The sequence below is a fragment of the Citrobacter sp. RHB35-C17 genome (assembly GCF_013816795.1).
Classification (GTDB): Bacteria; Pseudomonadota; Gammaproteobacteria; order Enterobacterales; family Enterobacteriaceae; genus Citrobacter_A; species Citrobacter_A amalonaticus.
Genome location: NZ_CP057150.1, coordinates 2,342,146 through 2,369,040, shown reverse-complemented (window position 1 = coordinate 2,369,040; position 26,895 = coordinate 2,342,146). Strand labels below are relative to the sequence as shown.

The following is a 26,895-nucleotide window of genomic DNA, read 5'->3' as shown; positions in this document are numbered from 1 at the left end:
AACAATTGGATTATTAATCAATTTTGTCTAGAGTGAGCGGTCAGAATTATGCATCTTCTTGCCGCTGTCGAGCGCCAGCGCGGGACCCTTCACATGACCAGAAGGATTTACTTTCAGGTATGAATCGCAGACGATTTATTAAAGGTTCAATGGCAATGGCCGCCGTGTGCGGTACCAGTGGTATTGCATCACTTTTCACCCGTGCCGCGTATGCGGCGGAATCCGACATTGCGGACGGACAAACCGTCCGCTTTGATTTTTCCGTGCTGCAGTCCATGGCGCACGATCTTGCGCAGAAACCGTGGGGCGGTGCGCCGCGCGCATTGCCCAATACGCTGGCGAATCTGACGCCGCAGGCTTACAACAGCATTCAGTACGATGCCGCGCAATCGCTGTGGAACAATGTCGAAGATCGCCAACTGGATGCGCAGTTCTTCCACGTTGGGATGGGCTTCCGTCGTCGCGTGCGCATGTTCTCCGTCGATTCCAGCACCCATCTGGCGCGGGAGATTCACTTCCGCCCGGAACTGTTTAAATACAATGATGCCGGCGTTGATACCAGACAACTGGAAGGGCAAACCGATCTCGGCTTTGCCGGTTTTCGCGTCTTCAAAGCGCCTGAGTTGGCACGACGCGACGTGGTTTCTTTCCTCGGTGCGAGCTATTTCCGCGCCGTCGATGATACCTATCAGTACGGGCTTTCCGCGCGTGGTCTGGCGATAGACACCTACACCGACACCAAAGAAGAGTTCCCGGATTTTACCGCCTTCTGGTTCGATACGGTGAAACCCGGCGCCACCACCTTTACCGTGTACGCGCTGCTGGACAGTCCGAGCATCACCGGCGCCTATAAGTTTGTGATTCACTGTGAGAAGAGCCAGGTGATCATGGACGTTGAAAACCGTTTGTATGCTCGCAAAGACATCAAACAGTTGGGCATCGCGCCGATGACCAGCATGTTCAGTTGCGGCAATAACGAACGCCGCATGTGCGATACCATTCATCCGCAAATCCATGACTCCGATCGTCTGGCAATGTGGCGGGGCAACGGCGAGTGGATTTGCCGCCCACTGAATAACCCGCAAAAGCTGCAATTCAACGCCTATACCGATAACAACCCGAAAGGGTTCGGCCTGCTGCAACTGGATCGTGATTTCTCCCACTATCAGGACATCATGGGCTGGTACAACAAGCGCCCAAGCCTGTGGGTGGAACCTCGTAACAAGTGGGGCAAAGGCACCATCGGGCTGATGGAGATCCCGACAACCGGCGAAACGCTGGATAACGTGGTCTGCTTCTGGCAGCCGGAAAAGGCCATCGAAGCGGGTGATGAGCTGGAATATAAATACCGTCTGTACTGGAGCGCACAGCCGCCGGTCCGTTCGCCACTGGCGCGCGTGATGGCCACCCGCACCGGTATGGGCGGATTCCCGGAGGGCTGGGCGCCGGGCGAGCACTATCCAGAGAAATGGGCGCGACGTTTTGCAGTCGATTTCGTCGGTGGCGATCTGAAAGCGGCCGCGCCGAAAGGCATTGAGCCGGTGATTACGCTGTCCAGCGGCGAAGCGAAGCAGATTGAAATTCTCTACGTTGAGCCGTTTGACGGTTACCGCATCCAGTTTGACTGGTATCCCACGTCAGACTCGACCGAACCGGTGGACATGCGTATGTTCCTGCGCTGCCAGGGAGACGCGATCAGTGAAACCTGGCTGTACCAGTATTTCCCGCCAGCACCGGATAAACGGACCTACGTCGACGATCGCGTGATGCGTTAATCTGCGCCAACGCCCTTCGAAATGCGAAGGGCGTCAACAGCCAGGCATGCGAAATATCTGTTCAGGAATTAAACACGATCCTGTTCGCATTTTTCCCTAAGTCAAATGGGTAAGCTGATGGAGTGTATTTCTTATACACATGGTTTATCACTAACAGGGAGAGCGTATGTTTCCAGAATACAGAGATCTGATTTCCCGACTGAAATCCGAGAATCCTCGCTTTTTGTCGCTTTTTGAAAAGCATAACAACCTTGATCATGAAATTGCCAGGCTGGAAGGTTCCGATGGTCGGGGATACAATCTCGAAGTCGTTCGGCTGAAAAAACAGAAGCTTCAACTGAAGGACGATATGCTCAAAATACTGCAGAAAGAAAGTGTTGACGCGGGATAATCCGCATTTATGAGCCGCCAGCCCTGGCGGCTTGAGAGAGATGACAAACCTTATCCTGATACCGGATAAGAAGAGATCACCTCATTAAAAATCAGGAAAATCAATTTATTGATTTTCGGCTGATAATTACAGAGAAGGAAAAACCACGCTTTTTCCTTCTCTGTCAGCAATCTAAGCCGCCAGCCCTGGCGGCTTTTTTGTGCCTGAAACTCAGCGATGTGGTAAAACCAGGTGGCATCCCGCGTGGGTATAACGCTGAACAATATCATCCGCTAACGCGCTGTCGCTGATAATCGTTTTAATGCAAGAGAGCGTGGCGACGGCATGGGGTTCCACTGCATCAAACTTTGAATGATCGGCCATCAGTATCACTTCTCGTGAACGCTGAATAATCCGCGTTTTCACGCCGACTTCAAACAGGGTGGCGTTAGTGATCCCCGTGGCCAGCGACAGCGCATCGCAGGAGATAAAGGCCCGTTCCACTGAAAACGCATTGAGCATCTCCAGCGCCAGGCTTTCACCTACCGAAAAGTAACCCGGACGAATAAGCCCGCCGATAATGTAACTTTCGACGTGCGGAAAACAGCCCAGTTCATTGGCGATTTTGATGTCGTTGCAGATGACCTTCACACGTGCATCGGCCAGACATTTCGCCAGTTCGAGACAGGTCGAGCCGGAATCGAGAAAGAAACAGTCACCGTCTTTGATCATCGTGCGGGCAAGGGCGGCAATCTCTTTTTTTGCCTCGGATTGCAGTGTCCGCTTAACCTCAAAGACATACTCTTTGTCGTCCATACTGTCGTCGAAATCCAGACAGCCATGACCGCGAGTCATACCGGGATACTGGCTGGCGATATACTGGAAATCGCGACGGACGGTCGCCTCCGCATAACCAAACAGTTCCATGGCCTGTTGGGTGGAGAGATGACGATGTTGCCACAGATAGTGCAGCATCTGTTTGATACGGTCAGGGCGCTGTTGGCTCATCGAAGCAATCTCCTCTTACAGTCCTGCAAACCGGGATAACGTGGTGTGATAATTCTCTGATGAGAACAGTGCACGCCCCACGACAAGATGTTGTGCGCCCGCCGTCGCCAGGTGTTGTGCCGCAGAAAGCGTAATGCCGCCATCGGCCCAGCACACGGCTTGTGGAAAATACTCACGCACCTGGCGGACTTTGGCGCACAGGGTGGGAATAAACTGTTGTCCGACCCCGTCTGGTTCGCTGGTCATCACCATTAGCGCATCCAGTTGCGGGGCCAGATAGCGATACCCGTCAATTGGCGTGGCGGGATTCACAGCCAGCCCGGCTTTTGCGCCGATTTCGCGAATTTCTGCCAGCGTCTCAGAAGGGTATGCCAGCGCTTCGGCATGAACAAAAATCCATGCCGGTTTGATCTCCGCCAGGATGGGAAACCAACTCTGCGGGCGGGCAATCATGAAATGAAACGAAAGGGGATGCGTCGTCTGTTGGGCGACAGCCTGTACGGTTTTGAGGCCAAAGGTGATGTTGTTAATAAAGCTGCTGTCTTCGATATCCAGATGCAGTGAGCCGATATCGGCATCGGCCAGCGCGCTCAACGTCGCCCCGTAGTGCAGTGGATCTGCCGATGCGAGAGAAGGGTGCAGAATCATTATCGCCTCCGTTAACCGGTAATCTGCGCGAACAGCGCGGCGTCGGTTTGCGCGTGTCGGACTGCCGCGAGTCGTTCAGGCGAATCGATAAACTGGCTGATGCGCTGGATGGTGAGGATATGCGCATTGGCATCCGTCGCGCTGACGCACAGCAGCAGCCAGACCGGATCACACTCTTCATGCCCAAAAGCAACGGGCGTTTTTAACGTCGTGATGCTGACCTGATTATGGTTAGCGCCTTGTTCGGGCCGCGCATGAGGCAAGGCGATGCCGGGGGCAATGACATAGTACGGCCCCCAGTTCAGGGTGTTGTCGATAATACCGTCCACATAGTCTGGTTGCGCCGCGCCAAAGGTAATCAGTGGGCGAGCAGCGATTTCGACGGCCTGACGCCAGTCCCTGGCCTCTCGCTGTGCCTGTACCCACTTAACATCGTTAATCATCAGTCGTTGACTCCTTGCCGGTTAGGGTTACTCTGATAGCGATCCCCGTCGAGACTTTTGACGAAGGCGGCAGGGATCGCTGTTCTACCGGGGGTAAGCGCGCTGCTTATCCCCTTTTTATTGCCGTATGTGATGCACTTTTTCCATAAAGCGACTGACCCGCGCCTGATCGACAAAGTTGGCGAATACGCCGTCCTTTTTAAAGGTGGTGGCGGTTACGCAACCGTCGGCGATGCTCAGTTGTTCCTCGACGTTTTCCAGACACACCCCGGTATTCGCCAGCACCACGGTATCCGGTACCGTTTCTTTGACCCGCTTCAGCAGGGCGCTGTCGGTGCGTGCGCCCGCCGTCAGACCAGAGACGCAAAGGGCGTCAGGATGGTTGTTAAAGACCGTGGATTTGGCAATGGAACAAATATCGCGATTACCCAGATACACCGCCGCTTCAGGCACAATGTTGAACAGCGTTTTGACCTCACCTGCGCCGATGCGGTGCTGATGACGAATGGTCTCGCCGACGTTCGTGTCCCAGACCCCGAAGTCGCTGGCGTAGGCACCGGTAAAAATCTCGCGAATGAATTTTGCGCCCGTCGCCATTGCCAGATCGAATGATGCGACCGGATCCCACAACACATTGACGCCAAACGGAATGCGGATTTCGCTCATCAACTGCCCAATCACCCTCGCCATTGCTGCCGTGGTTTCCGGGCGAACCTTCGTGAGATAGGGAAGACTAAACTCGTTGGAAAACATGACGGCATCCACGCCGCCATTCTGTAGCGCCAGCAGATCGTCCCGGGCGCGGTCGATAACCCAGTTCATCCCTTTCTGTGCATCAAAGCTCGGGTCGCCGGGCAATGCACGCAAATGGCACATGGCAATGACGGCTTTTTCCGTTCCAATAACCTCTTTCAGCCAACTCATGAAGGTACTCCTTATTCCGATAGTTCACGTTTACGTAAGAACAGCACGACGCTGGCGACGATACCCACCGCCACGACGACGCCAATAATGCCAAGCGACATCAGCTCCGAGATTGACCAGCCAAACATGTTGCCCACGGACAGCGCGGAGATTTGCGCGTTTTCACCGGCAAAACTAAAGCCGCCCTTAAGCGCCATGTCGGTGAAATACGGGGCAAACTGCGTGGCAATCAACAGGACGGTGACCATGACAATCACGCCGCTGATCAAGGTACGAATCAGGTCGCCGCGATGGATCACCGTCGCCATACAGATAAAGAACGGTGCGACGGGCAGATCGGCAAGCGGCAGCACTTTGTTGCCGGGTAAGATGCTGGCCAGAATCAGCATGATGGGGATCAGCAGCAGACCAACGGCAATCGTGGTGGGATGGCCCAGCGTGACGGCGGTATCCAGACCGATATACACCTCGCGCCCCTTGAAATATTTCTGGAAAAATTTCCGTGCGCCGTCGGAGATGGGGAGCAACCCTTCAACAATCAGGCGGATCATGCGCGGGAACAGCACCATAATCGCCGCGACGGTAATCATCAGGCTGGCGCATCCTTTAAAACCTTCACCTGCAGCGAGGCCAAAGATCAGGCCGAGCACGACGCCGATAATGACCGGATCGCCCACCATCCCGTAGCGTTTCTGGATCTCCTGGGCATCGATGTTGCGTCCCTTCATGAACGGGATTTTTTCGTAGATAGCATCCAGCAGAACGAACAGCGGCACGGAACTCGAACCATAACCTTGCGGGATCGAGATCCCCTCCAGACCGACAATGCTTTGCACGCGTTTTGCCGTCCAGTCGGCCATTTTTAGCGACAGCGCCGCGTGGCAAATGGCCCCCAGCACGCCATAAATCAGGCTACCGGTCATTAACTGGACCACGGTGCCGGTAATGGCGTAGTGCCAGTAGTTATAGATATCGACGTTCATGGTTTTGGTCAGACGAGTGACCAGCATCGCGACGTTGAGCAGAAAAATGATCGGGATAATCATTGCGCCAATGGCGGTGGCGTACCCGACGCCGGAAGCCGGCCCTGCGCCGACGTCAAACACATGCAGGGTCAGGCCGAAGCGTTCAATCATCACTTTGATGGGCGGGCTGAGGCTGTCGATCGCCATCACGATCACCAGTCCCATCCCAACAAAACCAATCCCTACCGTCACCCCGGCCTTGATCGCCTGCAGCCAGGGAATACGGAAGATCAACCCAATCACAATCATGATGATGGGGACAAAAACAGTACCGCCGAGAGACAGGATGTAGTCAAACATAGTGCCTCCTTGTTATTGCGTTAACAGTGCCTTGATTTCTTGTTTTAAGGCGTCGTCGTTAATTCCCGTTAGCAGGGCCGCGCCGTTTAACGTGGGAACACCGTAATCGTTGTTGGTGCGCATGGAGGTCACAATCAGGTCCATGCCGTTACAGTTCAGCGGGATCTCATTAAGACAGCACTGGGCGGTGCTTGCCGCAATGCCTTGCTCGGCAAGGAACTCCTGCAACTTGTGTGCAATCATGGTTGACGTCGACATGCCGGTACCGCATGCCACAAGGATCTTTTTCATAATGGATTTGCCTCTTGTGTAGTGCCTGAATCAGGCTCAACGGGAAAGTGCTCGGCTGGCAGGCCAGCCAGGGCGGTCAATAAGCGAATGCAGTCAGTCAAATCACGCAGACTGGCGACTTCCGCCGGAGAATGGGTATAACGACAAGGGATGGAAAGGCTGGCGCAGGGAATGCCGTCCTGCTCAACCTGGATATAACCGGTTTCGGTGATGACGCCAGGCGCCACTTCGCGCTGCACGGGAATATGGTGCGCAAGAGCCGTTTGCTCGAGCATCTGGATCAGCCGTGGTGGTGTAATTAAGCCCGCCAGCGTGCCACGACCGTGGTAGTTCAGACAGGTGATACCAACGCCCTGATTGACGCGAACCTCTGAGTAGTCCTGCAGATCCGGCGTATCGCAGGACGGTGTGATATCAATACCGATAGCAAGATCTGGTTTAACGCGACGTAATACCGGGACAATGCCGCGGATGTTGAACTCTTCCTGCACCGAGGCCACCAGATACACCGCGATATCCAGCGACGCCGCACCGATGGCATCCGCGACGCCCAGTAGCGCGGTACATCCCAGACGATCGTCCAGCGCTTTGCTACACACCAGGTCGTTCGCCAGCAGTTGCGGCGGGTTATACAGCGTAACCGGTGTGCCAACCTGAATGCCCATCCGCTGGGCGTCGGCTTTATCTTTCGCGCCAATATCAATCCACAGTTTATCGACGGAAGGCGACTGCGTGCGCTCATCCCCCTTTGCGAAGTGGTACGCCTTAATGCCGATGCATCCCATCACCGGGCCGTTATCCCCGGCGAGCGTAACCATCGAGCCGGACATGGTGACCTGCGCCGGGCCGCCCACGCGTTCGAAGCCCAAAAAACCCGACGGCTCAATTTTGCGCACCATAAAGCCGACTTCATCCATATGGGCAAACATCATCAGGCGCAAGGCGTTTGGGTTATCACTGCCGTAGCGGGCGACGACATTTCCTAAGCGATCGCGCCAGACCTCTTTTGCCTGACGTGTAAATTCGCGTAGCATGACCTCAGCGACGCTGCTTTCATGCCCAGAAACCGCATTGAGATGCAAAAGCGAGAACAGTGTTTCCTGCACAGAAAATGACATAAGGATCTCCGTAGACGATAAAACAATCACTCGTTGAGCGTTTTATAGGCGCTGGCTGGGCGAATAATTGTGAGCTGCTTCACGTGGAAATAGCGAAAGCTGAGGAAATAAAAAATAATGTGAGGTGAGTGGAATAAAAACGCTCAATGCTGATGAAAGTCTGAACGTGGGAGGAAGGAACGGGTGAGTGAAATTATTGAGATCGATGACACGCTGCAGCTACGGGCGGTTGAAGAATGTCACGTTGCCGGGTTGTATCAACTGGTATGTAAAAACAAGGCCTGGCTAATGCAGTTCTTTGACTGGCCGCAGTACGTCAATACGGAAGAGGATACGCGCAAAACGGTGCAGGGTAATATGATGCTGCATCAGCGGGACTACGCCAAAATGTTCCTCATTTTTGCCGGCGAGGAGATGCTGGGCGTGCTGTCGTTCAATCAGATTGAGCCGCTGAACAAAGCGGCCTATATCGGTTACTGGATAGACGAAACGCAGCAGGGGAAAGGGATCCTGTCGCGGGCGTTGCAGGCATTTATTCACCACTATGCCGGGCGCGGCGAAATCCGTCGCTTTGTGATCAAATGCCGGGTAAAGAACCAGGCAAGCAATCAGGTTGCGCAGCGTAATGGCTTTGAACTGGAAGGCTGCCTGAAACAGGCGGAGTTTCTGAACGGACACTATGACGATGTTAACCTGTATGCTCGCATCATTGATTCGACGCTACAGTGAGCCAATCAGCGGCGTGCGGGTGATATGCTGATCGCCGTTGAACACTTTCGGCCCGCGCAGGTGAATGGCGTCGTCTGTGGCGGCTTCCACGGTGGTATGTCCCCGGATATCAACGTGATTTTCAATCAGCACCTCACCAAGAATGCGCGCATCGCCTTCAATCAGGATATGATCGTCGAGTAAAATGGGACCGCCGCACAACACGGCGTTTCCGCCCACCAGAACGTGATGTTTAAGGACACAGTTACCTTCAATCCGCGCTTGTTCCGCCACCTGTGAACTGTAGCGTAGCGTGGGGATCGCATCGTCTCCCGTTCCGGCGATCACCTGCGCCCGTCCGTACACTTTCGCGCAATCGCAAATCCAGACGTCGTTTTCATCATTTCCTTTAATCAGCGCCTCATCAAAGACCTCTGCCCGATGCTCAATAAAGGCGTAACTGACGATGGCATCGCCATAGATTTGTGGCTGGTGGACAATGCGTGAATGGCTGACCGTGGCGCGGTCATAGATTTGCAGGATCTGATCGCGCTCGATGGTCAGGCCGCGTGCCGCGATGATTTCCGATTGCTGCAAAATTCGCGCATCGCCAAAGAGGTGGCAATGGCCACGGACCGTGGATGACTGAATAGTGACGTTGTCACTTATTCTGGCACCGTGACTGAGTTCAGCGCGGTCAATCCAGACATTATCGCTAATGTGAACGTTGTCGCGCAGAAGACAGGGTTGTGTGATACGCGAATTGCCCGAAATCGTACAGCCGGAAAAGGCCAGCGTATTTTCGTCGTAAATCCAGCAGTGTCCGGCGTGGTCCAGCACGCTTTCATCATCAATCCAGCCGCCGGCGTCACCGGCTTTCACATCATTAAAGTCAATGAGTGCAATAATCTGGCGTAGTAAAACGCTCATTTTATTGCCATTATCCTGGTAGCTGAACGCGCGCGGTTCGTCGCTGAGTCGGTATTTACGCATGAAGGCATTCCGTTTAGTGGCTTACTCTAACCGTAGCAAATTCTGCGGCACTGGCTAAAACGGATGAAATTCCATAAAATGCATTTCAAATATACTTTATAAAATAAACAAAATGAGTAACAGCAAGCATAGCGATCGTGTTCTGAACCTTCCCGCCGGCTACTTTGGCATGGTGCTGGGAACGATTGGAATGGGGTTTGCCTGGCGTTATGCCAGCCAAATCTGGCCTGTCAGCCACTGGTTTGGTGATGGTCTGGTGATTCTGGCGATGATGATATGGGGGCTGCTGACGCTGGCGTTTATCACGCGTCTGATTCGTTTCCCGCACAGCGTGATTGCTGAGATTCGCCATCCGGTGATGAGCAGTTTTGTCAGCCTGTTTCCGGCCACCACAATGCTGGTGGCGATGGGTTTTGTACCGTGGTGTCGTCCGCTGGCGATGGGGTTGTTCAGCGTCGGGGTGGTTATTCAACTGGTTTACGCCGCGTGGCAGACCGCCGGGCTGTGGCGCGGCTCGCATCCGCAAGAGGCGACGACGCCCGGACTGTATTTACCGACGGTCGCCAACAACTTTATCAGTGCGATGGCCTGCGGCGCGTTAGGCTATACCGATGCCGGACTGGTCTTTTTAGGCGCCGGCGTCTTTTCCTGGCTGAGCCTGGAACCGGTTATTCTGCAACGTCTGCGCAGTGCCGGGGAATTACCCACTGCCATGCGGACTTCGCTGGGGATCCAGCTTGCGCCTGCGCTGGTGGCCTGTAGCGCCTGGCTGAGCGTCAACGGCGGCGAGAGCGACACGCTGGCGAAAATGCTGTTTGGCTACGGCCTGCTGCAACTGCTGTTTATGCTCCGCCTGATGCCTTGGTATTTGTCGCAGCCGTTTAACGCCTCATTCTGGAGTTTCTCGTTCGGCGTGTCGGCGCTGGCGACCACCGGATTACATCTTGGTCACGCCAGCCCGTCGGGCTTTTTTCACACGCTGGCGCTGCCGCTATTCATCTTTACCAATGTTATCATTGCATTATTGCTGGTACGCACGTTCGCGCTGCTGATGCAGGGAAAACTGCTCATTCGCACAGGGCGCGCGGCATTACTGAAATCTGAGGATAAAAAATGACCCTTCGTGACGAAAATTACTTCACTGAAAAATACGACTTAACCCGCACCCACTCGGAAGTGCTGGAGGCGATGAAGGTCGTTAAACCGGGAAAAACGCTGGATTTGGGCTGTGGCAATGGGCGTAACAGTCTCTATCTGGCGGCGAAGGGCTTTGACGTGACCGCGTGGGATAAAAATCCGATGAGCATTGCCAACGTCGAGCGAATTAAGGCGGCAGAAGGGCTGGACAATCTCCAGGCCAACGTGGTGGATCTCAACGCGCTAACGTTTGAGGGCGAATATGATTTTATTCTCTCCACCGTGGTGATGATGTTCCTCGAAGCCAAAACGATTCCGGGTTTAATCGAGAATATGCAGCGCTGCACTAAACCTGGCGGTTATAACCTGATTGTTGCCGCCATGGATACCGCTGATTTTCCGTGCACCGTGGGTTTTCCCTTTGCGTTTAAAGAAGGAGAACTTCGTCGTTATTACGAAGGCTGGGATTTACTGAAATATAATGAAGATGTTGGTGAATTGCATCGTACTGACGCCAACGGTAACCGAATTAAACTGCGCTTTGCCACGCTGCTGGCACGTAAAACAGCCTAAGTCGATGTTCCGCTAACCCCCTCTGCGCCCAGCATTTTTCTTAAAAATGGGCGCTCTGAAAAAATTGTGCTTTGGTTACCATTTTTAATCCAACGCAGATGATTTCCCTTTGCTACTATTTCAACTGCATATCTGCATATTCTAAGGGATCGTTTCATGCGTACTCATACTTTATTTAAAGTTGCAGTGCTTACTGGTTTACTGGCGTTATCTGGCTGTGCCTCAAAAGTGACGCAGCCTGATAAATACTCGGGTTTTTTAAAAGACTACTCAGGTCTTAAGGAAACAAAATCTGCTACGGGGCATCCGGTATTGCGTTGGGTTGATCCCAACTTTAGTGATACCAAATATGACAACATCGTCTGGAACCCAATAACCTATTATCCGGTCCCGAAACCTTCCACACAGGTTGGACAGAATGTGCTGGATCAGTTGTTAAACTACACCAACACAAAGATGAAGACCTCTATTGGTCAACGTAAACCGCTGGTGACCACGCCGGGACCGCGTAGCCTGATCTTCCGCGGGGCGATCACCGGGGTGGATACCAGCAAAGAAGGGCTGCAGTTCTATGAAGTGGTGCCTGTGGCGTTGGTGGTTGCCGGTACCCAAATGGCAACCGGTCACCGCACGATGGACACCCATCTCTACTTTGAAGGCGAGTTAATTGATGCGGCGACCAATAAGCCGGTGATTAAAGTCGTGCGTCAGGGTGAAGGCAAAGATCTGAATAACCAGAATACGCCGATGGCATTTGAGACGCTGAAACAAGTGGTTGATGACATGGCGACCGATGCCACCATGTTTGATGTAAACCAGAAATAATCGTGACGCGCCATCGTTTGATGGCGCGTTTCTTTATGCTGTCCGGCGGCGCAACAGCGCCGGTGGACGGGCAAACATCACCAGGTTTCCCACCAGAATCAGAATCAGTCCCGCTACCGCATTCACCTGCCAGCTATAACCTTCATAAACCGTAGAAAATGACAGCGCAACCAGCGGAAAGAGCAATGTGCTGTACGCGGCATTACTCGCGCCAATTCTTCCTACCAGCGTAAAGTAGGCACCGAAGGCGATGACCGATCCGAATACTGCCAGATACAGCAGGGCGCCGATGTAGCTGAAGGTCCATTGCGGAGTGAAGTTATCCCCGCGCAGAAGGGCAATCGTTGCAATCAGCAGCGTGCCATACAGCATGGCCCAACTGTTAGTAGTCATCACTTCCAGACCTTTTTTCTGATGGCGCAAGCTGATCATATTTCCCAGAGAGAAACCAAATGTCCCCAGCGCGCTCAGACCAATCCCCAGCAGCAGCGATCCGCTAAATCCGCTGTTCATCAGATCCTGCCAGAAGAGGGTGACGATACCCGTCAGTCCCAGCGCGGCGGCGCAGTAAAACCGCAGCGGAGGTTTTTGCCCAAAGAAGAAGAAGCTATTCACCGTGTTAAACAGCACCGCCATGGAAAAGATAACTGATTCCAGTCCGGTATTGATCCAGGCGGCCGCCGTGTAAAAACACCAGAAGTTAAAGCAAAAAACGCAACTGCCTTGCAGCAGACAAAACAGATGGTCACGTAACGACAGCGTTCGTAACTTTCCACGAATCTGCATAATCAACATCATCAACGCCGTCGCCACCGCAAAACGCCAGAAAATCGAGACGGGTGCGGCAACCGGACCTTGCTGTAAATAAATGGCGATCCACGTGGTACCCCAGATCACCACGACCAGACAATATAATAGCGCGTTCATTATTTTCTCCCTTCATACCTAATAATTCACTGTCGCAGATTGCACGGGCGACGCGCTTTCATCGGCTTGCGGGATACTTGCAAAATCTTGCGCTTTTTTCCGTCGAACGGGTGGTAACCGCAATGACCTGCGATAGACTGAATGCCTGAATAACAGTGTTTATGTGGTGGTATGACCCGGTCCTACGATGCCTTTGAAAAGTTGAGTCAGCACAATGCCGTGTTACACGAGTCGGTCGAGCTGCGCTCGGGCGTTCAGTTAGCTGCATGGTCGAATAAGCGCGATACCATCACGCAGTATTGCGATCATCACACGCTCAGTCTGTATGTGGCAGATGGCTACGAGAGCTATCAAAAAACGGCCTCAGGCTGGAAAAATGGGGGCGGACCGGATCGGTTTTGCCTGTTGCCAAAAGAGAGTGAATCTACCTGGGATATCCGCGACGACCTCTCGTTCGTGCATCTTTACTGCACTGACGCGCATTTGCGTGAAGTCGGGGAAAAAGTCTGGGATAAAAGCCCTTACCGTTTTACGCTGGATGAACGGACGTTTGGCAACGATCCAGGGATTACAGCGGTTTACCGCCAGTTTTTACTGGGCAACGACTGGCACCAGCCCGCGAATCACCTGACGCTCAGCGCCGCGTCGTCATTGCTGATGACCCATCTTATTCAGCACTACAGCAACGTGCAGTGGCGATTGCCGACGGTAACGGGTGGACTCGCGCCGGTGACGCTGCGTAATGTGCTGGCTTATATCGACGCCCATTTGGCGGAGCCGCTGACGCTAGCCGATCTGGCGCATGAAGCTGCGCTGAGCGAATTTCATTTCGCCAGAATGTTCCGCCAGTCGATGAAAATGGCACCGCATCAGTACGTGATGCAGCGCCGGATGGCAGTGGCAAAGCAACTGGTCTGTCACTCACAGCGTCCGTTAACGGAGATTGCGCTGGCCTGCGGATTCAGTTCGCCAAGTCACTTCAGTAACCGTTTCAAGCAGGTGACCGGGAAGACGCCATCGCAGCTACGCGCGTCGCGCCAGCCTTAAGACGGTGTAACAGATCCCGCCCGCGATCAGCCCCCAGAACGCCGAACCAATTCCGTACAGCGTCAGCCCGCTGGCGGTGACCAGAAACGTCACCACGGCGGCATCACGTTCGTTTTCATGACTCAACGCCTGATACAGGCTACCCGAAATCGTCCCCAGCAGTGCCAGTCCTGCCAGCATCTGAATACCGCTCGTCGGCAGCGCCGCCAACATCCCGGTAATGGAACTGCCGAAAACGCCGGCTAACAGGTAGAACACGCCAGCAGCAGCGGCGGCCAGCCAGCGTTTTGCTGCATCCGGATGGGCCTCCGGACTCTGGCAAATCGCCGCCGTGATAGCGGCAATGCAGATGGAATAAACGCCGAAAGGAGATAACAGCAGCGCCAGTAATCCGGTGACAATAATCAGGGGCGAGACGGGGACATCGTAACCTGCAGCTTTCATGGTCGCCACACCGGGCGCATTCTGCGACGCCATCGTCACCAGAAAGAGCGGTACGGCAATCCCCAGACTGTGGGCCAGCGAAAACTGAGGGGCAATAAACGTGGGTAACACCGGGGTCATCGCTAACGAAGAGGTGGCAATGTCACCTTCAAATAACGCAATGACCGCACCTGCAATCAGCGCCGCAATCACCGCATAGCGCGGTGCAATACGCTTCAGAATCAACCACGCCAACAACATGCCGCCACAAAGCAGAAACTGATCATTGAGACTGGCAAATGCCTGCAGGCCAAAGCGGAGCAAAATCCCGGCCAGCATGGCTGTCGCCAGCGAATGGGGGATGACCTGCATCAGGCGTGCGAATAATCCGGTCACGCCGCACAACACGATCAGCGCGTTGGCGATGATGAACACGCCAATCGCCTCCGGCAGCGTCAGTCCCTGGAGTCCAGTCACCAACAGCGCCGCACCGGGTGTTGACCATGCCGTCAATACAGGCGCACGATACCAGAGCGTCAGGATCAACGTACTGATCCCCATCGCGAGGCCCAGAGCGCTCATCCAGCCGGCAATTTGCGCGGTACTGGCACCCGCCGCCACGGCGGCCTGCCAGATGATGGCCGCTGAACTGGCATAGCCGACCAGTACGGCGACAAAGCCAGAAAGCAGCGTGGGTAAGAGGAGGGAAAATGAACGCATAGGCATTCCTTGTGCGTTATAACGGTCATTTAATCTAGCATCTGGGCGTTATAACGTACAAGTGGTAAGCTGATGTTTTGGGAGGATATCAATGGACAACCTGACACACTATCTGGCGAACACCTTAAAAACATTGCGCAAACAGCGTGAGTGGAGTTTATCGCGCCTGGCCGAGGCCACCGGTGTGTCAAAAGCGATGCTCGGGCAAATTGAGCGTAACGAGTCCAGTCCCACGGTGGCGACGTTATGGAAGATTGCCACCGGGCTGAATGTCCCGTTCTCTACCTTTATTTCGCCGCCGGAATCTGAGCCACTGCCGACGTTTGATCCGCAAGAGCAGGCGATGGTCGTGACGCCGTTGTTCCCGTGGGATCCGGTGCTGTGTTTTGATCACTTTTCAATTTTGTTGGCACCCGGTGCGCTCAGCGAATCCACGCCGCACGAAGCGGGCGTGATTGAACATGTGGTGGTAATCGCAGGCGATCTGGAGATGTGCATTGACCAGCAATGGCGCGTCATCAGGGCCGGAGAAGGCATTCGTTTTGCCGGCGATAGCGCCCATGCTTATCGCAACAGTAGCGAACAGACCGTACACTTTCATTCGCTCATCCATTACCCGCGCAGTTAAGCGGGAAAACTATTTCGCAAAGCGGCGCTTCTGACTACAATAGCCGCCATTTTGCTGCTACTGGATAAAAACAACGCTATGCGCCCGTCTCCACATCGCCTTGAATTGTTAAGCCCGGCACGTGATACCGCCATCGCCCGCGAAGCCATTTTACATGGTGCGGACGCCGTCTATATCGGTGGTCCCGGTTTTGGGGCGCGTCATAATGCCAGCAATAGCCTGCAAGATATCGCGGAGCTGGTGCCGTTCGCCCATCGCTATGGCGCAAAAATCTTTGTCACGCTGAACACGATCCTTCACGACGATGAACTGGAACCCGCACAGCGACTGATTACCGATCTCTACCAGACCGGCGTGGATGCGTTGATTGTGCAGGACATGGGGATTCTGGAACTCGACATTCCGCCGATCGAACTGCATGCCAGTACCCAATGCGATATTCGCAGCGTGGAGAAAGCCAAATTTCTCGCTGACGTGGGGTTCACGCAGATCGTGCTGGCGCGTGAACTGAGTCTTGAGCAGATTCAGGCCATTCATCAGGCGACCGATGCCACCATCGAATTTTTTGTCCACGGGGCGCTGTGCGTGGCGTATTCCGGGCAATGTTATATCTCGCATGCGCAAACGGGGCGCAGCGCCAACCGTGGCGACTGCTCGCAGGCGTGCCGTCTGCCATATACCCTGAAGGACGATCAGGGGCGGGTGGTGTCGTATGAAAAACACCTGCTGTCGATGAAAGATAACGATCAGACCGCTAACCTTGGCGCGCTGATCGACGCCGGTGTGCGTTCCTTCAAGATTGAAGGGCGTTACAAAGACATGAGCTACGTGAAGAACATTACCGCGCACTATCGGCAGATGCTGGATGCCATCATTGAGGATCGCGGTGACCTGGCGCGGGCTTCAGCCGGACGCACGGAACATTTCTTTACCCCATCAACGGACAAAACCTTTCATCGCGGCAGCACCGACTACTTTGTGAATGCGCGCAAAGGGGATATCGGCGCCTTTGATTCGCCAAAGTTTATCGGCCTGCCGGTCGGTGAAGTGCTCAACGTGGCGAAAGATCACCTCGACGTTGAGGTCAGCGAGCCGCTGGCGAACGGCGATGGCCTTAATGTCCTGATCAAACGCGATGTTGTCGGCTTTCGTGCCAATACGGTGGAAAAAACCGGACAAAATCGCTATCGCGTCTGGCCGAACGAAATGCCTGCCGAACTGCATAAATTGCGTCCACACCATCCGCTGAACCGCAATCTTGACCATAACTGGCAGCAGGCGTTAACCAAAACCTCGAGCGAGCGTCGGGTGGCGGTGGATATTGAGTTGGGCGGTTGGCGGGAACAACTGATCCTGACGCTGACCAGCGAAGAGGGCGTCAGTATCACCCATACGCTGGATGGACAGTTTGATGAGGCCAACAACGCGGAAAAAGCGCTGAACGGACTGAAGGACGGACTGGCAAAACTGGGGCAGACAATCTATTACGCCCGCGATATCGCAGTGAATTTGCCCGGCGCGCTGTTTGTGCCGAACAGCCTGCTTAATGCGTTCCGCCGGGAAGCGGTAGAGATGCTGGATGCCGCGCGCCTTGCGAGCTACCAGCGCGGCGTTCGCAAGCCGGTGTCCGAGCCTGCGCCGGTTTATCCGCAATCACACCTGAGTTTTCTGGCCAACGTTTACAACCATAAGGCGCGGGCGTTTTACCATCGTTATGGCGTGCAGTTGATTGATGCGGCCTATGAAGCGCATGAAGAAAAGGGCGAGGTGCCGGTGATGATCACCAAACACTGCCTGCGCTTTGCCTTTAATCTGTGTCCGAAGCAGGCGAAAGGCAATATCAAAAGCTGGAAGGCGACGCCGATGCAACTGGTGAACGGCGATGAGGTGCTAACGCTTAAATTTGACTGCCGTCCGTGCGAAATGCATGTGATTGGTAAAATCAAAAATCACATTCTGAAGATGCCGCTGCCTGGCAGCGTGGTGGCTTCCGTCAGCCCGGAAGAGCTGATGAAAACGCTGCCGAAGCGTAAAGGCTAACAAAGCTGCCGGATACGCATAGCGCTATCCGGCGCCCCATTAATGTGATTTAAATCCTGCCGCCGTCATGATCAGGCGAAAGAACATCCCTACGGCGGCCAGCGCCAGCACGCTGCCGCCCCACAAAATGACCAGCCACATCAGGCGTTTCCAGACAGAGTGTTGCATCAGTGATACCCCTCGCCATGTTGAACTTTGCCGCGAAACACGTAATAACTCCAGAAGGTGTAAACCAGAATAACAGGGATGATCAGTAACGCACCGACCAGCATGAAACCCTGACTCTGCGCGGGTGCGGCTGCCTGCCAGAGCGTAATGGATGGCGGAATGATATGCGGCCAGATGCTGATCCCGAGTCCGCTAAAGCCGAGGAAAATCAGCCCGAGAGTCAACACAAAGGGCAGCGCGTGGCGGTGCGGTTGATGAAGCGTTCGCCATAGCCAGATGCTAATCACCGCAACCAGTAGCGGAACCGGCAGCAGGAACCACAGATTCGGCAGGCCAAACCAGCGTTCCGCTATCACCGGGTGTGCCATCGGCGTCCACAGGCTGATCATCGCAATCACCAGCAGCATCAACAGCAGTAACTTTTTCGCCACGGCTCGCATTTTATCCTGCAACGGATTGTCACTTTTCATTACCAGCCAGGTGGCGCCCAACAGGGCGTAAGTGACCACCAGTCCCGCGCCGCAGAACAGGGTGAAAGGGGTGAGCCAGTCAAACGGCCCGCCGCTGAAACGACGCCCGGTGACGGCAAAACCATTGATCACCGCACCCACCACCACGCCCTGAGTGAACGTCGCGAGAATCGAACCGCAGAGAAAAGCTTTATCCCAGAACGGGCGATGCGCTGGCGTGGCTTTGAAGCGAAATTCAAAGGCGACACCGCGAAAAATCAGCCCGATAAGCATCAGCGTCAGCGGGATCGTCAGGGCGTCAATAATCACCGCATAGGCCAGCGGAAACGCGCCAAATAATCCCGCTCCGCCGAGGACCAGCCAGGTTTCATTACCGTCCCAGACCGGAGCGACGCTGTTAACCATCACATCGCGATCGTCAGCGTCGCGAATGGCAGGAAACAAAATGCCAATACCCAAATCGAATCCATCCATCACGATGTACATCAGCGTGGCGAAAACGATGATAACGAACCAGATTACCGATAAATCAATACCCATTAGCGGTGTACCTCATGTTGAGAATCGAGGACGGCAGCAGACAGCGGTCTGGCAGGCGTGCCGGTAGGCGGCGTCGGGGAAATCGTGTCCAGCGGTCCTTTGCGGATGAGGCGGATCATGTAGCTGTAGCCCACGCCGAAGACGGCGCTATAGACGACAAAGAACGCCAGCAGAGAAATACTCATGTGCAGGTCGCCGTGAGCGGAGACCGCATCCGCCGTGCGTTGTAACCCGTAGACGACCCACGGCTGGCGGCCCACCTCCGTCGTGACCCAGCCGGCCAGAATGGCTATCAATCCTGACGGTCCCATCCATAAGGCGAAGCGCAGAAACGGTCGCGACGTATAAAGACGCTGCCGGTAGCGTAACCACAGAGCGCAAACACCTAGCAGGATCATGAGCATACCCAGCCCCGCCATAATACGAAACGACCAGAAGACCATCGTCGAATTGGGGCGATCCTCTTTCGCAAACTCTTTAAGCGCCGGGACCTGTTTATCCAGGCTGTGAGTCAGGATCAGGCTACCCAGCGCCGGGATCGCCAGACCATAGCGGGTTCGTTCCTGTTCCATATCCGGCCAGCCGAACAGCAGCAGCGGCGTCGGTTCTCCTGGCGGATTTTCCCAGTGGCCTTCAATGGCGGCAATTTTGGCTGGCTGGTGGTTGAGGGTATTCAGACCGTGCATGTCGCCAATGAGCGCCTGTAACGGTGCGACAATCAGCGTCATCCACAGCGCCATCGAAAACATGGCGCGAATAGCGGGCGTCGCGTTGCCACGCAGTAAATGCCAGGCCGCAGAGGCCCCAATAAATAACGCGCTACTGAGAAACGCCGCCACCGACATATGCAATAAGCGATAAGGGAACGACGGGTTGAAAATGACGGCGAACCAATCCACCGGCACGACCTGGCCGTTGACGATCTCATAGCCCTGCGGCGTCTGCATCCAGCTGTTGGAGGCGAGGATCCAGAAGGTGGAAATAATCGTGCCCAACGCGACCATACAGGTGGAGAAAAAGTGTAATCCGGGGCCAACCTTGTTCCAGCCAAACAGCATCACACCGAGGAACCCGGCTTCGAGGAAGAAGGCGGTGAGCACCTCATAGGTCAGTAATGGCCCAGTGATACTGCCAGCGAACTCGGAAAACCCGCTCCAGTTGGTGCCAAACTGATAGGCCATCACCAGGCCAGACACCACGCCCATGCCAAAGTTAACTGCGAAAATTTTTGACCAGAACTGATATAGCGAGCGCCAGACAGGATTTTTGCTTTTCAGCCAAAGACCTTCCAGCACCGCAAGATAGCTGGCAAGACCAATGGTGATCGCCGGAAAGATAATGTGGAAGGAAACCGTAAAGGCGAACTGGATCCTTGCCAGATGAAACGCATCAAGACCAGACATGCATTGCTCCGCACTAAAAATTGATTCAGCGCAATTCTAGGGCGGTAAGGGTTTCAGTGGCAGAAACAGAACGGTTCTATTTAACCATAACAGTTGCGTGAATGTTACAAATTGCATCTGTTGATATAAATTCTGGAATCTGCCTTCCCGAATTGATACGAGCGGCTCTATACGACGGGCATTCTTCTGTATTTTCCTTTTATCAGGCGAGAAAAGTAAGCATAAATGTTTACTTTCCCGTTCGTCTCGTTCCTGCGCCAGAAGGTGGCTATGTGGTTTCGTTTCCGGATATTCCGGAAGCGCTCACCCAGGGTGAGACCCGTCAGCAATCCCTTGATACCGCTCTGGAAGCGTTAGTCACCGCTTTTGAATTCTATTTCGAAGATAGTCAGTCTGTCCCGTTACCTTCGCCGGTGAAGGAAGGTGACGACTTTGTTGAGGTCCCGCTCAGCGTCGCGTCAAAAGTCCTTTTGCTCAACGCTTTCCTGGCGTCAAAAATCAGCCAGCAAGAGCTGGCGAAACGCATTGGCAGACCGAAACAGGAAATTACCCGCCTGTTCGACTTACGACACGCAACAAAAATTGATGCGGTGCAGACGGCGGCGCGCGCGCTCGGCAAAGAACTGTCGCTTACGCTGTCGTAAACCATAACAGTTCTTAGGATGTTGAGTATTTAATTCACTGATATACACTGCAAGGATCACCTGCCACGGATCCACGAGTGAATAACAATGAAAAAGTACCAGCGTCTGGCTGAACAACTCTGCGAACAGATTGCCTCTGGGGTCTGGCAACCTGGCGATCGCCTGCCGTCGCTGCGTGAGCAGGTGGTCAGCAGCGGGATGAGCTTTATGACCGTCGGGCATGCCTATCAACTGCTGGAAAGTCAGGGGCGGATCATTGCGCGCCCGCAGTCTGGCTATTATGTCGCGCCGCGCCCGGTTCACCAGCCAACGGTGCAACCGGCCCAGGTGATGCGCGACGAAGCGGTGGATATCAACACTTATATTTTCGAGATGCTACAGGCCAGCCGGGATGCGTCGGTGATGCCGTTTGCTTCTGCATTTCCCGATCCGCGTTTATTTCCCCTCCAGCAACTGAACCGTTCTCTGGCACAGGTGAGCAGAACCGCAACCGCGATGAGCGTAATTGAGAATCTGCCGCCGGGTAACGCGGAACTACGCCACGCCATTGCCCGTCGCTACGCCTTACAGGGCATTACCGTCTCGCCGGATGAAATCGTCATCACCGCCGGGGCGCTGGAGGCGCTCAACCTGAGCCTGCAAGCGGTGACTAAACCCGGTGACTGGGTGATTGTCGAAAACCCCTGTTTTTATGGCGCGTTACAGGCGCTGGAACGACTGCGTCTTAAAGCGCTGTCGGTTGCCACTGACGTGAAGGAGGGGATCGATCTCGCGGCGCTGGAGCAGGCGTTGCAGGCGTATCCGGTTAAAGCATGCTGGCTGATGACCAACAGCCAGAACCCGCTTGGCTTTACTCTCAGTCCGGAGAAAAAAGCGCGTCTGGTTGAGATACTCGATCGTCATAATGTGATGTTGATTGAAGATGACGTTTACAGCGAACTCTATTTTGGCCGGGAGAAACCGCTACCGGCCAAAGCGTGGGATCGGGCCGACAAGGTGCTGCATTGTTCGTCATTCTCCAAGTGTCTGGTACCGGGTTTTCGCATCGGTTGGGTCGCCGCAGGCAAACACGCCCGCCAAATCCAGCGTTTACAACTGATGAGCACACTTTCCACCAGTTCGCCGATGCAACTGGCGCTGGTCGATTATCTCTCAACGCGCCGTTATGACGCCCATTTGCGCCGCCTGCGTCGTCAACTGGCAGAACGTAAACAGCAGGCCTGGCAAACGCTGCTGCGCCATCTCCCTGCCGAAGTGAAAATACATCACAACAACAGCGGCTATTTTCTCTGGCTGGAACTGCCGGAATCACAGGATGCGGGCGAACTGACCGCACAGGCGTTGGCCCACCACATCAGCATCGCGCCGGGAAAAATGTTCTCGACCTCAGACACCTGGAAACGCTTTTTCCGCTTCAATACCGCATGGGGTTGGGGGGAACGTGAAGAAGCCGCGGTAAAACAACTGGGGCAACTCATTCGCGCGCAGATGAAATAAAACGTGCGCGCGATTCAATATAAAAGAATGGCGCGTTCTTATTTAGAAAATATCAGCAAAAACCGTACGACGTTATTTCCCGTAGACCATCATAGGAAATATCAATAGCTTTTGTTTTTCCTCCTCGTCAGCTAACCCCTTGTCTATACTCCAGAAGATAGCCACACAACGCCGCAGTCCGGGGCGTAATGCGCGTTATGTCACAACCTGATTAAATTTCCTCATGCCGGGAGGTGCGCTGACGGCGCGCCGACTATTTTTAGGAAAGGACATATATTTACGGCAAGGCTGCCGCTCAATATTTTGCGACAGGAGTAAGATCTTATGAGCAAGAAATTTGCCCGCAGCAGCCTGTGCGCGCTCAGTATGACGCTGATGACCGCGCACGCCGCCGAACCCCCCACCACGTTAGGTCAGACTGAAGGCCGCCTGGATATTATCGCCTGGCCGGGTTACATCGAACGCGGTCAGACCGATAAACAGTACGACTGGGTAACACAATTCGAAAAAGAGACCGGCTGTGCGGTTAACGTCAAAACGGCGGCGACATCGGATGAGATGGTCAGCCTGATGGCGAAAGGGGGCTACGATCTGGTCACGGCCTCAGGAGATGCCTCGCTGCGTCTGATCATGGGGAAACGCGTGCAGCCAATCAATACGGCGCTCATCCCGAACTGGAAAAACGTCGATCCTCGCGTGGTCAAAGGCGACTGGTTTAACGTGGCGGGCAAAGTCTACGGTACGCCGTATCAGTGGGGGCCGAACCTGCTGATGTACAACACGCAAACTTTCCCGACGCCACCAGATAGCTGGAGTGTGGTATTCGTCGAACAAAACCTTCCGGACGGAAAAACCAACAAAGGCCGCGTTCAGGCCTATGACGGACCGATTTACATTGCCGATGCGGCGCTGTTCGTGAAAGCCACCCAGCCACAACTGGGGATCTCGGACCCGTATCAACTCACCGAAGAACAGTACCAGGCGGTGCTGAAAGTGCTGCGCGCACAGCAACCGTTGATTCACCGCTACTGGCACGACACCACGGTGCAAATGAGCGATTTCAAAAATGAGGGCGTCGTGGCCTCGAGCGCCTGGCCGTATCAGGCGAACGCGCTGAAAGGTGAAGGACAACACATTGGCACAGTGTTCCCGAAAGAGGGCGTCACCGGTTGGGCTGATACCACCATGTTGCACAGTGAAGCCAAACACCCGGTTTGCGCCTATAAGTGGATGAACTGGTCGCTGACGCCAAAAGTTCAGGGTGATGTAGCCGCCTGGTTTGGATCGCTGCCGGTGGTCACCGAAGGCTGTAAAGCCAGTACGCTGCTGGGCGATAAAGGCTGCGAAACCAATGGTTACCGCTATTTTGACAAAATCGCCTTCTGGAAAACGCCTGTTGCTGAAGGCGGTAAATTCGTGCCGTACAGTCGCTGGACGCAGGATTACATCGCCATCATGGGCGGTCGTTAACGTCACTGGGGTGATTTATGACGTACGCAGTGGAGTTTGACAACGTCACGCGCCTGTATGGTGACGTGCGGGCGGTCGATGGCGTCAGTATTGCGATTAAAGACGGGGAATTTTTCTCTATGCTGGGGCCATCTGGCTCCGGCAAAACCACCTGCCTGCGCCTGATTGCCGGTTTTGAGCAGCTTTCGGGCGGATCGATTACTATCTTTGGCAAGCCTGCCAGCGATTTGCCGCCCTGGGAGCGGGATGTGAACACCGTGTTCCAGGACTATGCGTTGTTTCCGCACATGTCGATTCTCGACAATGTCGCCTATGGGCTGATGGTCAAAGGCATTGATAAAAAACAGCGTCATGCCCAGGCTCGCGAGGCGCTGGAGAAGGTGGCGCTGGGGTTTGTCTTTGAGCGCAAGCCGTCACAGCTTTCCGGCGGTCAGCGTCAACGGGTGGCGATCGCCCGGGCGTTGGTCAACGAACCGCGTGTGCTGTTGCTGGATGAACCGCTCGGTGCGCTGGATCTGAAACTGCGCGAGCAGATGCAACTGGAGCTGAAAAAACTCCAGCAGTCGCTGGGGATCACGTTTATCTTCGTCACGCACGATCAGGGCGAAGCGCTGTCGATGTCCGATCGTGTGGCGGTATTTAACAACGGACGCATTGAACAGGTGGATTCACCGCGTGAGTTATACATGCGACCACGCACGCCGTTTGTTGCGGGCTTCGTCGGGACAGCGAACGTTTTTGATCCGGCGATGGCCTCGAAGGTATGCGGGATGACGGGCAGCTTCTCGCTGCGCCCGGAGCATATCCGGCTCAATGTTCCTGGCGAGATCCAGGCGCAGGGGGTGATTCAGGCGGTGCAGTATCAGGGCGCCGCCACCCGTTTTGAGCTAAAGCTTACCGGCGGTGAAAAGCTGCTGGTCAGTCAGGCTAATCAGTCGGGAGAACCTTTTGCGACCCCGCTTGCGCCCGGTCAGCCGGTGATGGTCTCCTGGCCGCGCGAGGTCATGGTACCGCTGGTCGAGGAGAGGTGAATGGCAATGAACGTGCTCTCCACGCCTTCACGGCCCGGCGGCTTGAGTAAACTCACCGGTTTTTTCTGGCGTTATCCCGGGTTGGGACTGTTTTTGCTGTTGCTTGGTCCGCTGATGTGGTTTGGTATTGTCTACTTCGGCTCGCTACTGACGCTGCTGTGGCAGGGGTTTTACACCTTTGACGACTTCACCATGTCGGTAACGCCGGACCTGACGCTTGCCAATCTTCGTGCGCTGTTTAATCCCGCCAATTACGACATCATTTTACGCACGCTGACGATGGCGATCGCGGTGACGATAGCCAGTGCGATTCTGGCGTTTCCGATGGCGTGGTACATGGCGCGCTACACCCGCGGCAAGATGAAAGCGTTTTTCTATATTGCGGTCATGCTGCCAATGTGGGCGAGTTATATCGTCAAAGCCTATGCATGGACCCTGCTGCTGGCAAAAGATGGCGTGGCGCAATGGTTTCTGAACCATCTTGGTTTAGAACCTTTACTGACCAGTCTGCTGACGCTGCCAGCCGTGGGAGGAAACACCCTCTCAACGTCGGGATTAGGGCGCTTTATGGTGTTCGTCTACATCTGGCTGCCGTTCATGATCCTGCCGGTTCAGGCCGCGCTGGAGCGGTTGCCGCCGTCGCTGTTACAGGCGTCTGCCGATTTGGGCGCGCGTCCACGACAGACCTTCCGTTATGTGGTTCTGCCGCTGGCGATCCCCGGAATTGCCGCCGGTTCGATCTTCACCTTTTCCCTGACGCTGGGCGATTTCATCGTGCCGCAGTTGGTGGGACCGCCGGGGTATTTCATCGGCAACATGGTCTATTCGCAGCAGGGGGCGATTGGCAACATGCCAATGGCGGCGGCGTTTACGCTGGTACCGATCGTGCTGATAGCCCTTTATCTGGCGTTCGTGAAACGTCTGGGAGCGTTTGATGCACTCTGAGCGCGCACCGTTTTTCCTCAAACTGGCGGCCTGGGGCGGGGTTGTTTTCCTGCACTTTCCCATTCTGATCATCGCCGCCTATGCGTTTAATAGCGAGGACGCGGCCTTTAGCTTTCCCCCGCAGGGACTGACGCTGCGCTGGTTTAGCGTTGCGGCACAGCGGAGCGATATTCTGGATTCCGTGACGTTGTCACTAAAAATCGCCGCGTTATCGACGGCGATTGCGTTGGTGCTTGGCACACTGGCAGCGGCGGCGCTCTGGCGGCGTGATTTCTTCGGCAAAAACGCCATCTCGCTGTTGCTGCTGTTACCGATCGCCTTACCGGGGATTGTCACCGGTCTGGCGCTATTGACCGCGTTTAAGACGGTCAATCTCGATCCGGGTTTTTTCACCATTGTGGTCGGTCACGCGACATTCTGCGTGGTGGTGGTGTTTAACAACGTGATAGCCCGCTTTCGCCGTACTTCATGGAGTCTGGTGGAGGCTTCTATGGATCTTGGCGCGAATGGCTGGCAAACCTTCCGCTATGTCGTGCTGCCGAATCTGGGTTCGGCGTTGCTGGCGGGAGGAATGCTGGCGTTCGCGCTGTCATTCGATGAAATCATCGTCACGACCTTTACTGCCGGTCATGAACGGACGCTGCCGCTGTGGTTGCTCAATCAGTTAGGGCGACCGCGTGACGTACCGGTGACAAACGTCGTGGCACTGCTGGTTATGCTGGTCACAACCATTCCGATTCTGGGGGCGTGGTGGCTCACGCGCGAAGGCGACAGCGTCGCCGGAAATGGTCAATAAACAACGAT

28 protein-coding genes are annotated in these 26,895 nt (G+C 54.7%); 15 read left to right on the top strand and 13 right to left on the bottom strand.

The features are described from left to right. The first annotated feature begins 119 nt into the window (after positions 1 to 119). Both HVZ37_RS11200 and HVZ37_RS11195 read left to right on the top strand, forming a co-directional pair. Positions 120 to 1,775, top strand: coding sequence for a glucan biosynthesis protein (locus HVZ37_RS11200; protein WP_044257857.1), 1,656 nt, complete (start codon positions 120 to 122; stop codon positions 1,773 to 1,775). Between the two features lie 166 nt (positions 1,776 to 1,941). Then, positions 1,942 to 2,166: a YdcH family protein gene (locus HVZ37_RS11195; protein WP_042318909.1), complete on the top strand. Its 225-nt coding sequence runs from the start codon at positions 1,942 to 1,944 to the stop codon at positions 2,164 to 2,166. Between the two features lie 210 nt (positions 2,167 to 2,376). On the opposite strand, the gene HVZ37_RS11190 is transcribed toward HVZ37_RS11195, so the two are convergent. The 7 genes from HVZ37_RS11190 to HVZ37_RS11160 form a co-directional block, all read right to left on the bottom strand. After that, on the bottom strand, positions 2,377 to 3,153 hold the full coding sequence (locus HVZ37_RS11190; RefSeq protein ID WP_043000627.1) for a DeoR/GlpR family DNA-binding transcription regulator: 777 nt from the start codon (positions 3,151 to 3,153) through the stop codon (positions 2,377 to 2,379). Positions 3,154 to 3,168: 15 nt separating this feature from the next. After that, a complete protein-coding gene (locus HVZ37_RS11185; protein ID WP_090050435.1) occupies positions 3,169 to 3,801 on the bottom strand; it encodes a ribulose-phosphate 3 epimerase family protein in 633 nt (210 codons plus the stop codon). Between the two features lie 11 nt (positions 3,802 to 3,812). Continuing rightward, positions 3,813 to 4,244 (bottom strand): SgcA family PTS sugar transporter subunit IIA, encoded by a 432-nt coding sequence (gene sgcA, locus HVZ37_RS11180; RefSeq protein WP_044257860.1) that lies wholly within the window; start codon positions 4,242 to 4,244, stop codon positions 3,813 to 3,815. 117 nt (positions 4,245 to 4,361) lie between these two features. Next, a complete protein-coding gene (gene sgcQ, locus HVZ37_RS11175) occupies positions 4,362 to 5,168 on the bottom strand; it encodes a BtpA family protein SgcQ (protein WP_044267104.1) in 807 nt (268 codons plus the stop codon). A gap of 11 nt (positions 5,169 to 5,179) precedes the next feature. Continuing rightward, complete coding sequence (gene sgcC, locus HVZ37_RS11170) at positions 5,180 to 6,493, bottom strand: PTS sugar transporter subunit IIC SgcC (RefSeq protein ID WP_043000630.1); 1,314 nt, start codon at positions 6,491 to 6,493, stop codon at positions 5,180 to 5,182. Between the two features lie 12 nt (positions 6,494 to 6,505). Then, positions 6,506 to 6,784 (bottom strand): PTS sugar transporter subunit IIB SgcB, encoded by a 279-nt coding sequence (gene sgcB / locus HVZ37_RS11165; RefSeq protein WP_086512595.1) that lies wholly within the window; start codon positions 6,782 to 6,784, stop codon positions 6,506 to 6,508. Further along, entirely contained in the window at positions 6,781 to 7,902 is a 1,122-nt protein-coding gene (locus tag HVZ37_RS11160) for a M42 family metallopeptidase (protein WP_181628451.1), read from the bottom strand. The genes sgcB and HVZ37_RS11160 overlap by 4 nt, the downstream gene beginning before the upstream one ends. Positions 7,903 to 8,085: 183 nt before the next feature. Here HVZ37_RS11160 and rimL point away from each other — a divergent pair, with 183 nt between their 5' ends. After that, positions 8,086 to 8,631 (top strand): 50S ribosomal protein L7/L12-serine acetyltransferase, encoded by a 546-nt coding sequence (gene rimL / locus HVZ37_RS11155; protein WP_044327416.1) that lies wholly within the window; start codon positions 8,086 to 8,088, stop codon positions 8,629 to 8,631. On the opposite strand, the gene ydcK is transcribed toward rimL, so the two are convergent. After that, complete coding sequence (gene ydcK, locus HVZ37_RS11150) at positions 8,623 to 9,603, bottom strand: YdcK family protein (RefSeq protein WP_104446473.1); 981 nt, start codon at positions 9,601 to 9,603, stop codon at positions 8,623 to 8,625. The two genes, rimL and ydcK, sit on opposite strands and share 9 nt — an antisense overlap. A 112-nt stretch (positions 9,604 to 9,715) precedes the next feature. On the opposite strand from ydcK, the gene tehA reads away from it, so the two are divergent. The 3 genes from tehA to HVZ37_RS11135 all read left to right on the top strand — a co-directional run bounded on the left by tehA (position 9,716) and on the right by HVZ37_RS11135 (position 12,138). Continuing rightward, positions 9,716 to 10,720 carry a dicarboxylate transporter/tellurite-resistance protein TehA gene (gene tehA / locus HVZ37_RS11145; protein WP_181628450.1) on the top strand — a complete coding sequence of 335 codons (1,005 nt, stop codon included), beginning with the start codon at positions 9,716 to 9,718 and terminating at the stop codon, positions 10,718 to 10,720. After that, on the top strand, positions 10,717 to 11,313 hold the full coding sequence (gene tehB / locus HVZ37_RS11140; RefSeq protein WP_044257871.1) for a tellurite resistance methyltransferase TehB: 597 nt from the start codon (positions 10,717 to 10,719) through the stop codon (positions 11,311 to 11,313). The genes tehA and tehB overlap by 4 nt, the downstream gene beginning before the upstream one ends. Before the next feature lie 156 nt (positions 11,314 to 11,469). Beyond that, on the top strand, positions 11,470 to 12,138 hold the full coding sequence (locus HVZ37_RS11135) for a DUF3313 domain-containing protein (RefSeq protein WP_043000637.1): 669 nt from the start codon (positions 11,470 to 11,472) through the stop codon (positions 12,136 to 12,138). Positions 12,139 to 12,171: 33 nt separating this feature from the next. Here the strand turns inward: HVZ37_RS11135 and HVZ37_RS11130 are convergent, their stop codons facing one another. Then, complete coding sequence (locus tag HVZ37_RS11130) at positions 12,172 to 13,065, bottom strand: DMT family transporter (RefSeq protein WP_181628449.1); 894 nt, start codon at positions 13,063 to 13,065, stop codon at positions 12,172 to 12,174. A 171-nt stretch (positions 13,066 to 13,236) separates the two neighbouring features. On the opposite strand from HVZ37_RS11130, the gene HVZ37_RS11125 reads away from it, so the two are divergent. Then, positions 13,237 to 14,112: an AraC family transcriptional regulator gene (locus tag HVZ37_RS11125; protein WP_043000639.1), complete on the top strand. Its 876-nt coding sequence runs from the start codon at positions 13,237 to 13,239 to the stop codon at positions 14,110 to 14,112. On the opposite strand, the gene HVZ37_RS11120 is transcribed toward HVZ37_RS11125, so the two are convergent. Next, positions 14,089 to 15,255, bottom strand: a complete 1,167-nt coding sequence (locus HVZ37_RS11120) for a benzoate/H(+) symporter BenE family transporter (RefSeq protein ID WP_181628448.1) — start codon at positions 15,253 to 15,255, stop codon at positions 14,089 to 14,091. The two genes, HVZ37_RS11125 and HVZ37_RS11120, sit on opposite strands and share 24 nt — an antisense overlap. A gap of 91 nt (positions 15,256 to 15,346) precedes the next feature. Here HVZ37_RS11120 and HVZ37_RS11115 point away from each other — a divergent pair, with 91 nt between their 5' ends. Then, a complete protein-coding gene (locus tag HVZ37_RS11115) occupies positions 15,347 to 15,883 on the top strand; it encodes an XRE family transcriptional regulator (RefSeq protein WP_043000641.1) in 537 nt (178 codons plus the stop codon). 78 nt (positions 15,884 to 15,961) lie between these two features. Further along, on the top strand, positions 15,962 to 17,923 hold the full coding sequence (locus HVZ37_RS11110) for a U32 family peptidase (RefSeq protein WP_181628447.1): 1,962 nt from the start codon (positions 15,962 to 15,964) through the stop codon (positions 17,921 to 17,923). Between the two features lie 39 nt (positions 17,924 to 17,962). Here the strand turns inward: HVZ37_RS11110 and HVZ37_RS11105 are convergent, their stop codons facing one another. Genes HVZ37_RS11105 through HVZ37_RS11095 form a run of 3 tightly spaced genes read right to left on the bottom strand, consistent with a single transcriptional unit; the run spans position 17,963 to position 20,504 of the window. Beyond that, a complete protein-coding gene (locus HVZ37_RS11105; protein ID WP_071888398.1) occupies positions 17,963 to 18,091 on the bottom strand; it encodes a DUF2474 domain-containing protein in 129 nt (42 codons plus the stop codon). Then, positions 18,091 to 19,101, bottom strand: a complete 1,011-nt coding sequence (gene cydB / locus HVZ37_RS11100) for a cytochrome d ubiquinol oxidase subunit II (protein ID WP_181628446.1) — start codon at positions 19,099 to 19,101, stop codon at positions 18,091 to 18,093. Before cydB ends, HVZ37_RS11105 begins: the two co-directional genes overlap by 1 nt. Further along, positions 19,101 to 20,504, bottom strand: coding sequence for a cytochrome ubiquinol oxidase subunit I (locus HVZ37_RS11095; RefSeq protein WP_181628445.1), 1,404 nt, complete (start codon positions 20,502 to 20,504; stop codon positions 19,101 to 19,103). The genes cydB and HVZ37_RS11095 overlap by 1 nt, the downstream gene beginning before the upstream one ends. A gap of 221 nt (positions 20,505 to 20,725) precedes the next feature. Between HVZ37_RS11095 and HVZ37_RS11090 the strand changes: the two genes are divergently transcribed. From HVZ37_RS11090 to HVZ37_RS11065, 6 genes are all read left to right on the top strand, one after another. Then, positions 20,726 to 21,148 carry a type II toxin-antitoxin system HicB family antitoxin gene (locus HVZ37_RS11090; RefSeq protein WP_044257883.1) on the top strand — a complete coding sequence of 141 codons (423 nt, stop codon included), beginning with the start codon at positions 20,726 to 20,728 and terminating at the stop codon, positions 21,146 to 21,148. A gap of 87 nt (positions 21,149 to 21,235) precedes the next feature. Beyond that, positions 21,236 to 22,645 (top strand): PLP-dependent aminotransferase family protein, encoded by a 1,410-nt coding sequence (locus tag HVZ37_RS11085; RefSeq protein WP_044267092.1) that lies wholly within the window; start codon positions 21,236 to 21,238, stop codon positions 22,643 to 22,645. A gap of 324 nt (positions 22,646 to 22,969) precedes the next feature. Next, positions 22,970 to 24,115, top strand: coding sequence for a putative ABC transporter substrate-binding protein YdcS (gene ydcS, locus HVZ37_RS11080; RefSeq protein ID WP_090050444.1), 1,146 nt, complete (start codon positions 22,970 to 22,972; stop codon positions 24,113 to 24,115). 17 nt (positions 24,116 to 24,132) lie between these two features. Continuing rightward, the gene (locus HVZ37_RS11075; protein ID WP_125339735.1) at positions 24,133 to 25,146 is read left to right on the top strand and encodes an ABC transporter ATP-binding protein; all 1,014 of its coding nucleotides are present in this window, start codon (positions 24,133 to 24,135) and stop codon (positions 25,144 to 25,146) included. Further along, positions 25,147 to 26,091 (top strand): ABC transporter permease, encoded by a 945-nt coding sequence (locus tag HVZ37_RS11070; protein WP_043000648.1) that lies wholly within the window; start codon positions 25,147 to 25,149, stop codon positions 26,089 to 26,091. Continuing rightward, positions 26,081 to 26,887 carry an ABC transporter permease gene (locus HVZ37_RS11065; protein ID WP_181628444.1) on the top strand — a complete coding sequence of 269 codons (807 nt, stop codon included), beginning with the start codon at positions 26,081 to 26,083 and terminating at the stop codon, positions 26,885 to 26,887. Before HVZ37_RS11070 ends, HVZ37_RS11065 begins: the two co-directional genes overlap by 11 nt. Positions 26,888 to 26,895: the final 8 nt, after the last annotated feature.

Coding starts and splice junctions, on each gene's coding strand:
- HVZ37_RS11195 (WP_042318909.1), top strand. CDS start 1,942: ATGTTTCCAGAATACAGAGATCTGATTTCCCGACTGAAATCCGAGAAT.
- tehB (WP_044257871.1), top strand. CDS start 10,717: ATGACCCTTCGTGACGAAAATTACTTCACTGAAAAATACGACTTAACC.
- cydB (WP_181628446.1), bottom strand. CDS start 19,101: ATGGGTATTGATTTATCGGTAATCTGGTTCGTTATCATCGTTTTCGCC.
- HVZ37_RS11130 (WP_181628449.1), bottom strand. CDS start 13,065: ATGAACGCGCTATTATATTGTCTGGTCGTGGTGATCTGGGGTACCACG.
- sgcQ (WP_044267104.1), bottom strand. CDS start 5,168: ATGAGTTGGCTGAAAGAGGTTATTGGAACGGAAAAAGCCGTCATTGCC.
- HVZ37_RS11190 (WP_043000627.1), bottom strand. CDS start 3,153: ATGAGCCAACAGCGCCCTGACCGTATCAAACAGATGCTGCACTATCTG.
- HVZ37_RS11065 (WP_181628444.1), top strand. CDS start 26,081: ATGCACTCTGAGCGCGCACCGTTTTTCCTCAAACTGGCGGCCTGGGGC.
- HVZ37_RS11185 (WP_090050435.1), bottom strand. CDS start 3,801: ATGATTCTGCACCCTTCTCTCGCATCGGCAGATCCACTGCACTACGGG.
- HVZ37_RS11120 (WP_181628448.1), bottom strand. CDS start 15,255: ATGCGTTCATTTTCCCTCCTCTTACCCACGCTGCTTTCTGGCTTTGTC.
- HVZ37_RS11070 (WP_043000648.1), top strand. CDS start 25,147: ATGGCAATGAACGTGCTCTCCACGCCTTCACGGCCCGGCGGCTTGAGT.
- HVZ37_RS11200 (WP_044257857.1), top strand. CDS start 120: ATGAATCGCAGACGATTTATTAAAGGTTCAATGGCAATGGCCGCCGTG.
- sgcB (WP_086512595.1), bottom strand. CDS start 6,784: ATGAAAAAGATCCTTGTGGCATGCGGTACCGGCATGTCGACGTCAACC.
- sgcC (WP_043000630.1), bottom strand. CDS start 6,493: ATGTTTGACTACATCCTGTCTCTCGGCGGTACTGTTTTTGTCCCCATC.
- sgcA (WP_044257860.1), bottom strand. CDS start 4,244: ATGATTAACGATGTTAAGTGGGTACAGGCACAGCGAGAGGCCAGGGAC.
- HVZ37_RS11160 (WP_181628451.1), bottom strand. CDS start 7,902: ATGTCATTTTCTGTGCAGGAAACACTGTTCTCGCTTTTGCATCTCAAT.
- tehA (WP_181628450.1), top strand. CDS start 9,716: ATGAGTAACAGCAAGCATAGCGATCGTGTTCTGAACCTTCCCGCCGGC.
- HVZ37_RS11075 (WP_125339735.1), top strand. CDS start 24,133: ATGACGTACGCAGTGGAGTTTGACAACGTCACGCGCCTGTATGGTGAC.
- HVZ37_RS11085 (WP_044267092.1), top strand. CDS start 21,236: ATGAAAAAGTACCAGCGTCTGGCTGAACAACTCTGCGAACAGATTGCC.
- ydcS (WP_090050444.1), top strand. CDS start 22,970: ATGAGCAAGAAATTTGCCCGCAGCAGCCTGTGCGCGCTCAGTATGACG.
- HVZ37_RS11095 (WP_181628445.1), bottom strand. CDS start 20,504: ATGTCTGGTCTTGATGCGTTTCATCTGGCAAGGATCCAGTTCGCCTTT.
- HVZ37_RS11115 (WP_043000641.1), top strand. CDS start 15,347: ATGGACAACCTGACACACTATCTGGCGAACACCTTAAAAACATTGCGC.
- HVZ37_RS11125 (WP_043000639.1), top strand. CDS start 13,237: ATGACCCGGTCCTACGATGCCTTTGAAAAGTTGAGTCAGCACAATGCC.
- HVZ37_RS11135 (WP_043000637.1), top strand. CDS start 11,470: ATGCGTACTCATACTTTATTTAAAGTTGCAGTGCTTACTGGTTTACTG.
- ydcK (WP_104446473.1), bottom strand. CDS start 9,603: ATGCGTAAATACCGACTCAGCGACGAACCGCGCGCGTTCAGCTACCAG.
- HVZ37_RS11110 (WP_181628447.1), top strand. CDS start 15,962: ATGCGCCCGTCTCCACATCGCCTTGAATTGTTAAGCCCGGCACGTGAT.
- HVZ37_RS11105 (WP_071888398.1), bottom strand. CDS start 18,091: ATGCAACACTCTGTCTGGAAACGCCTGATGTGGCTGGTCATTTTGTGG.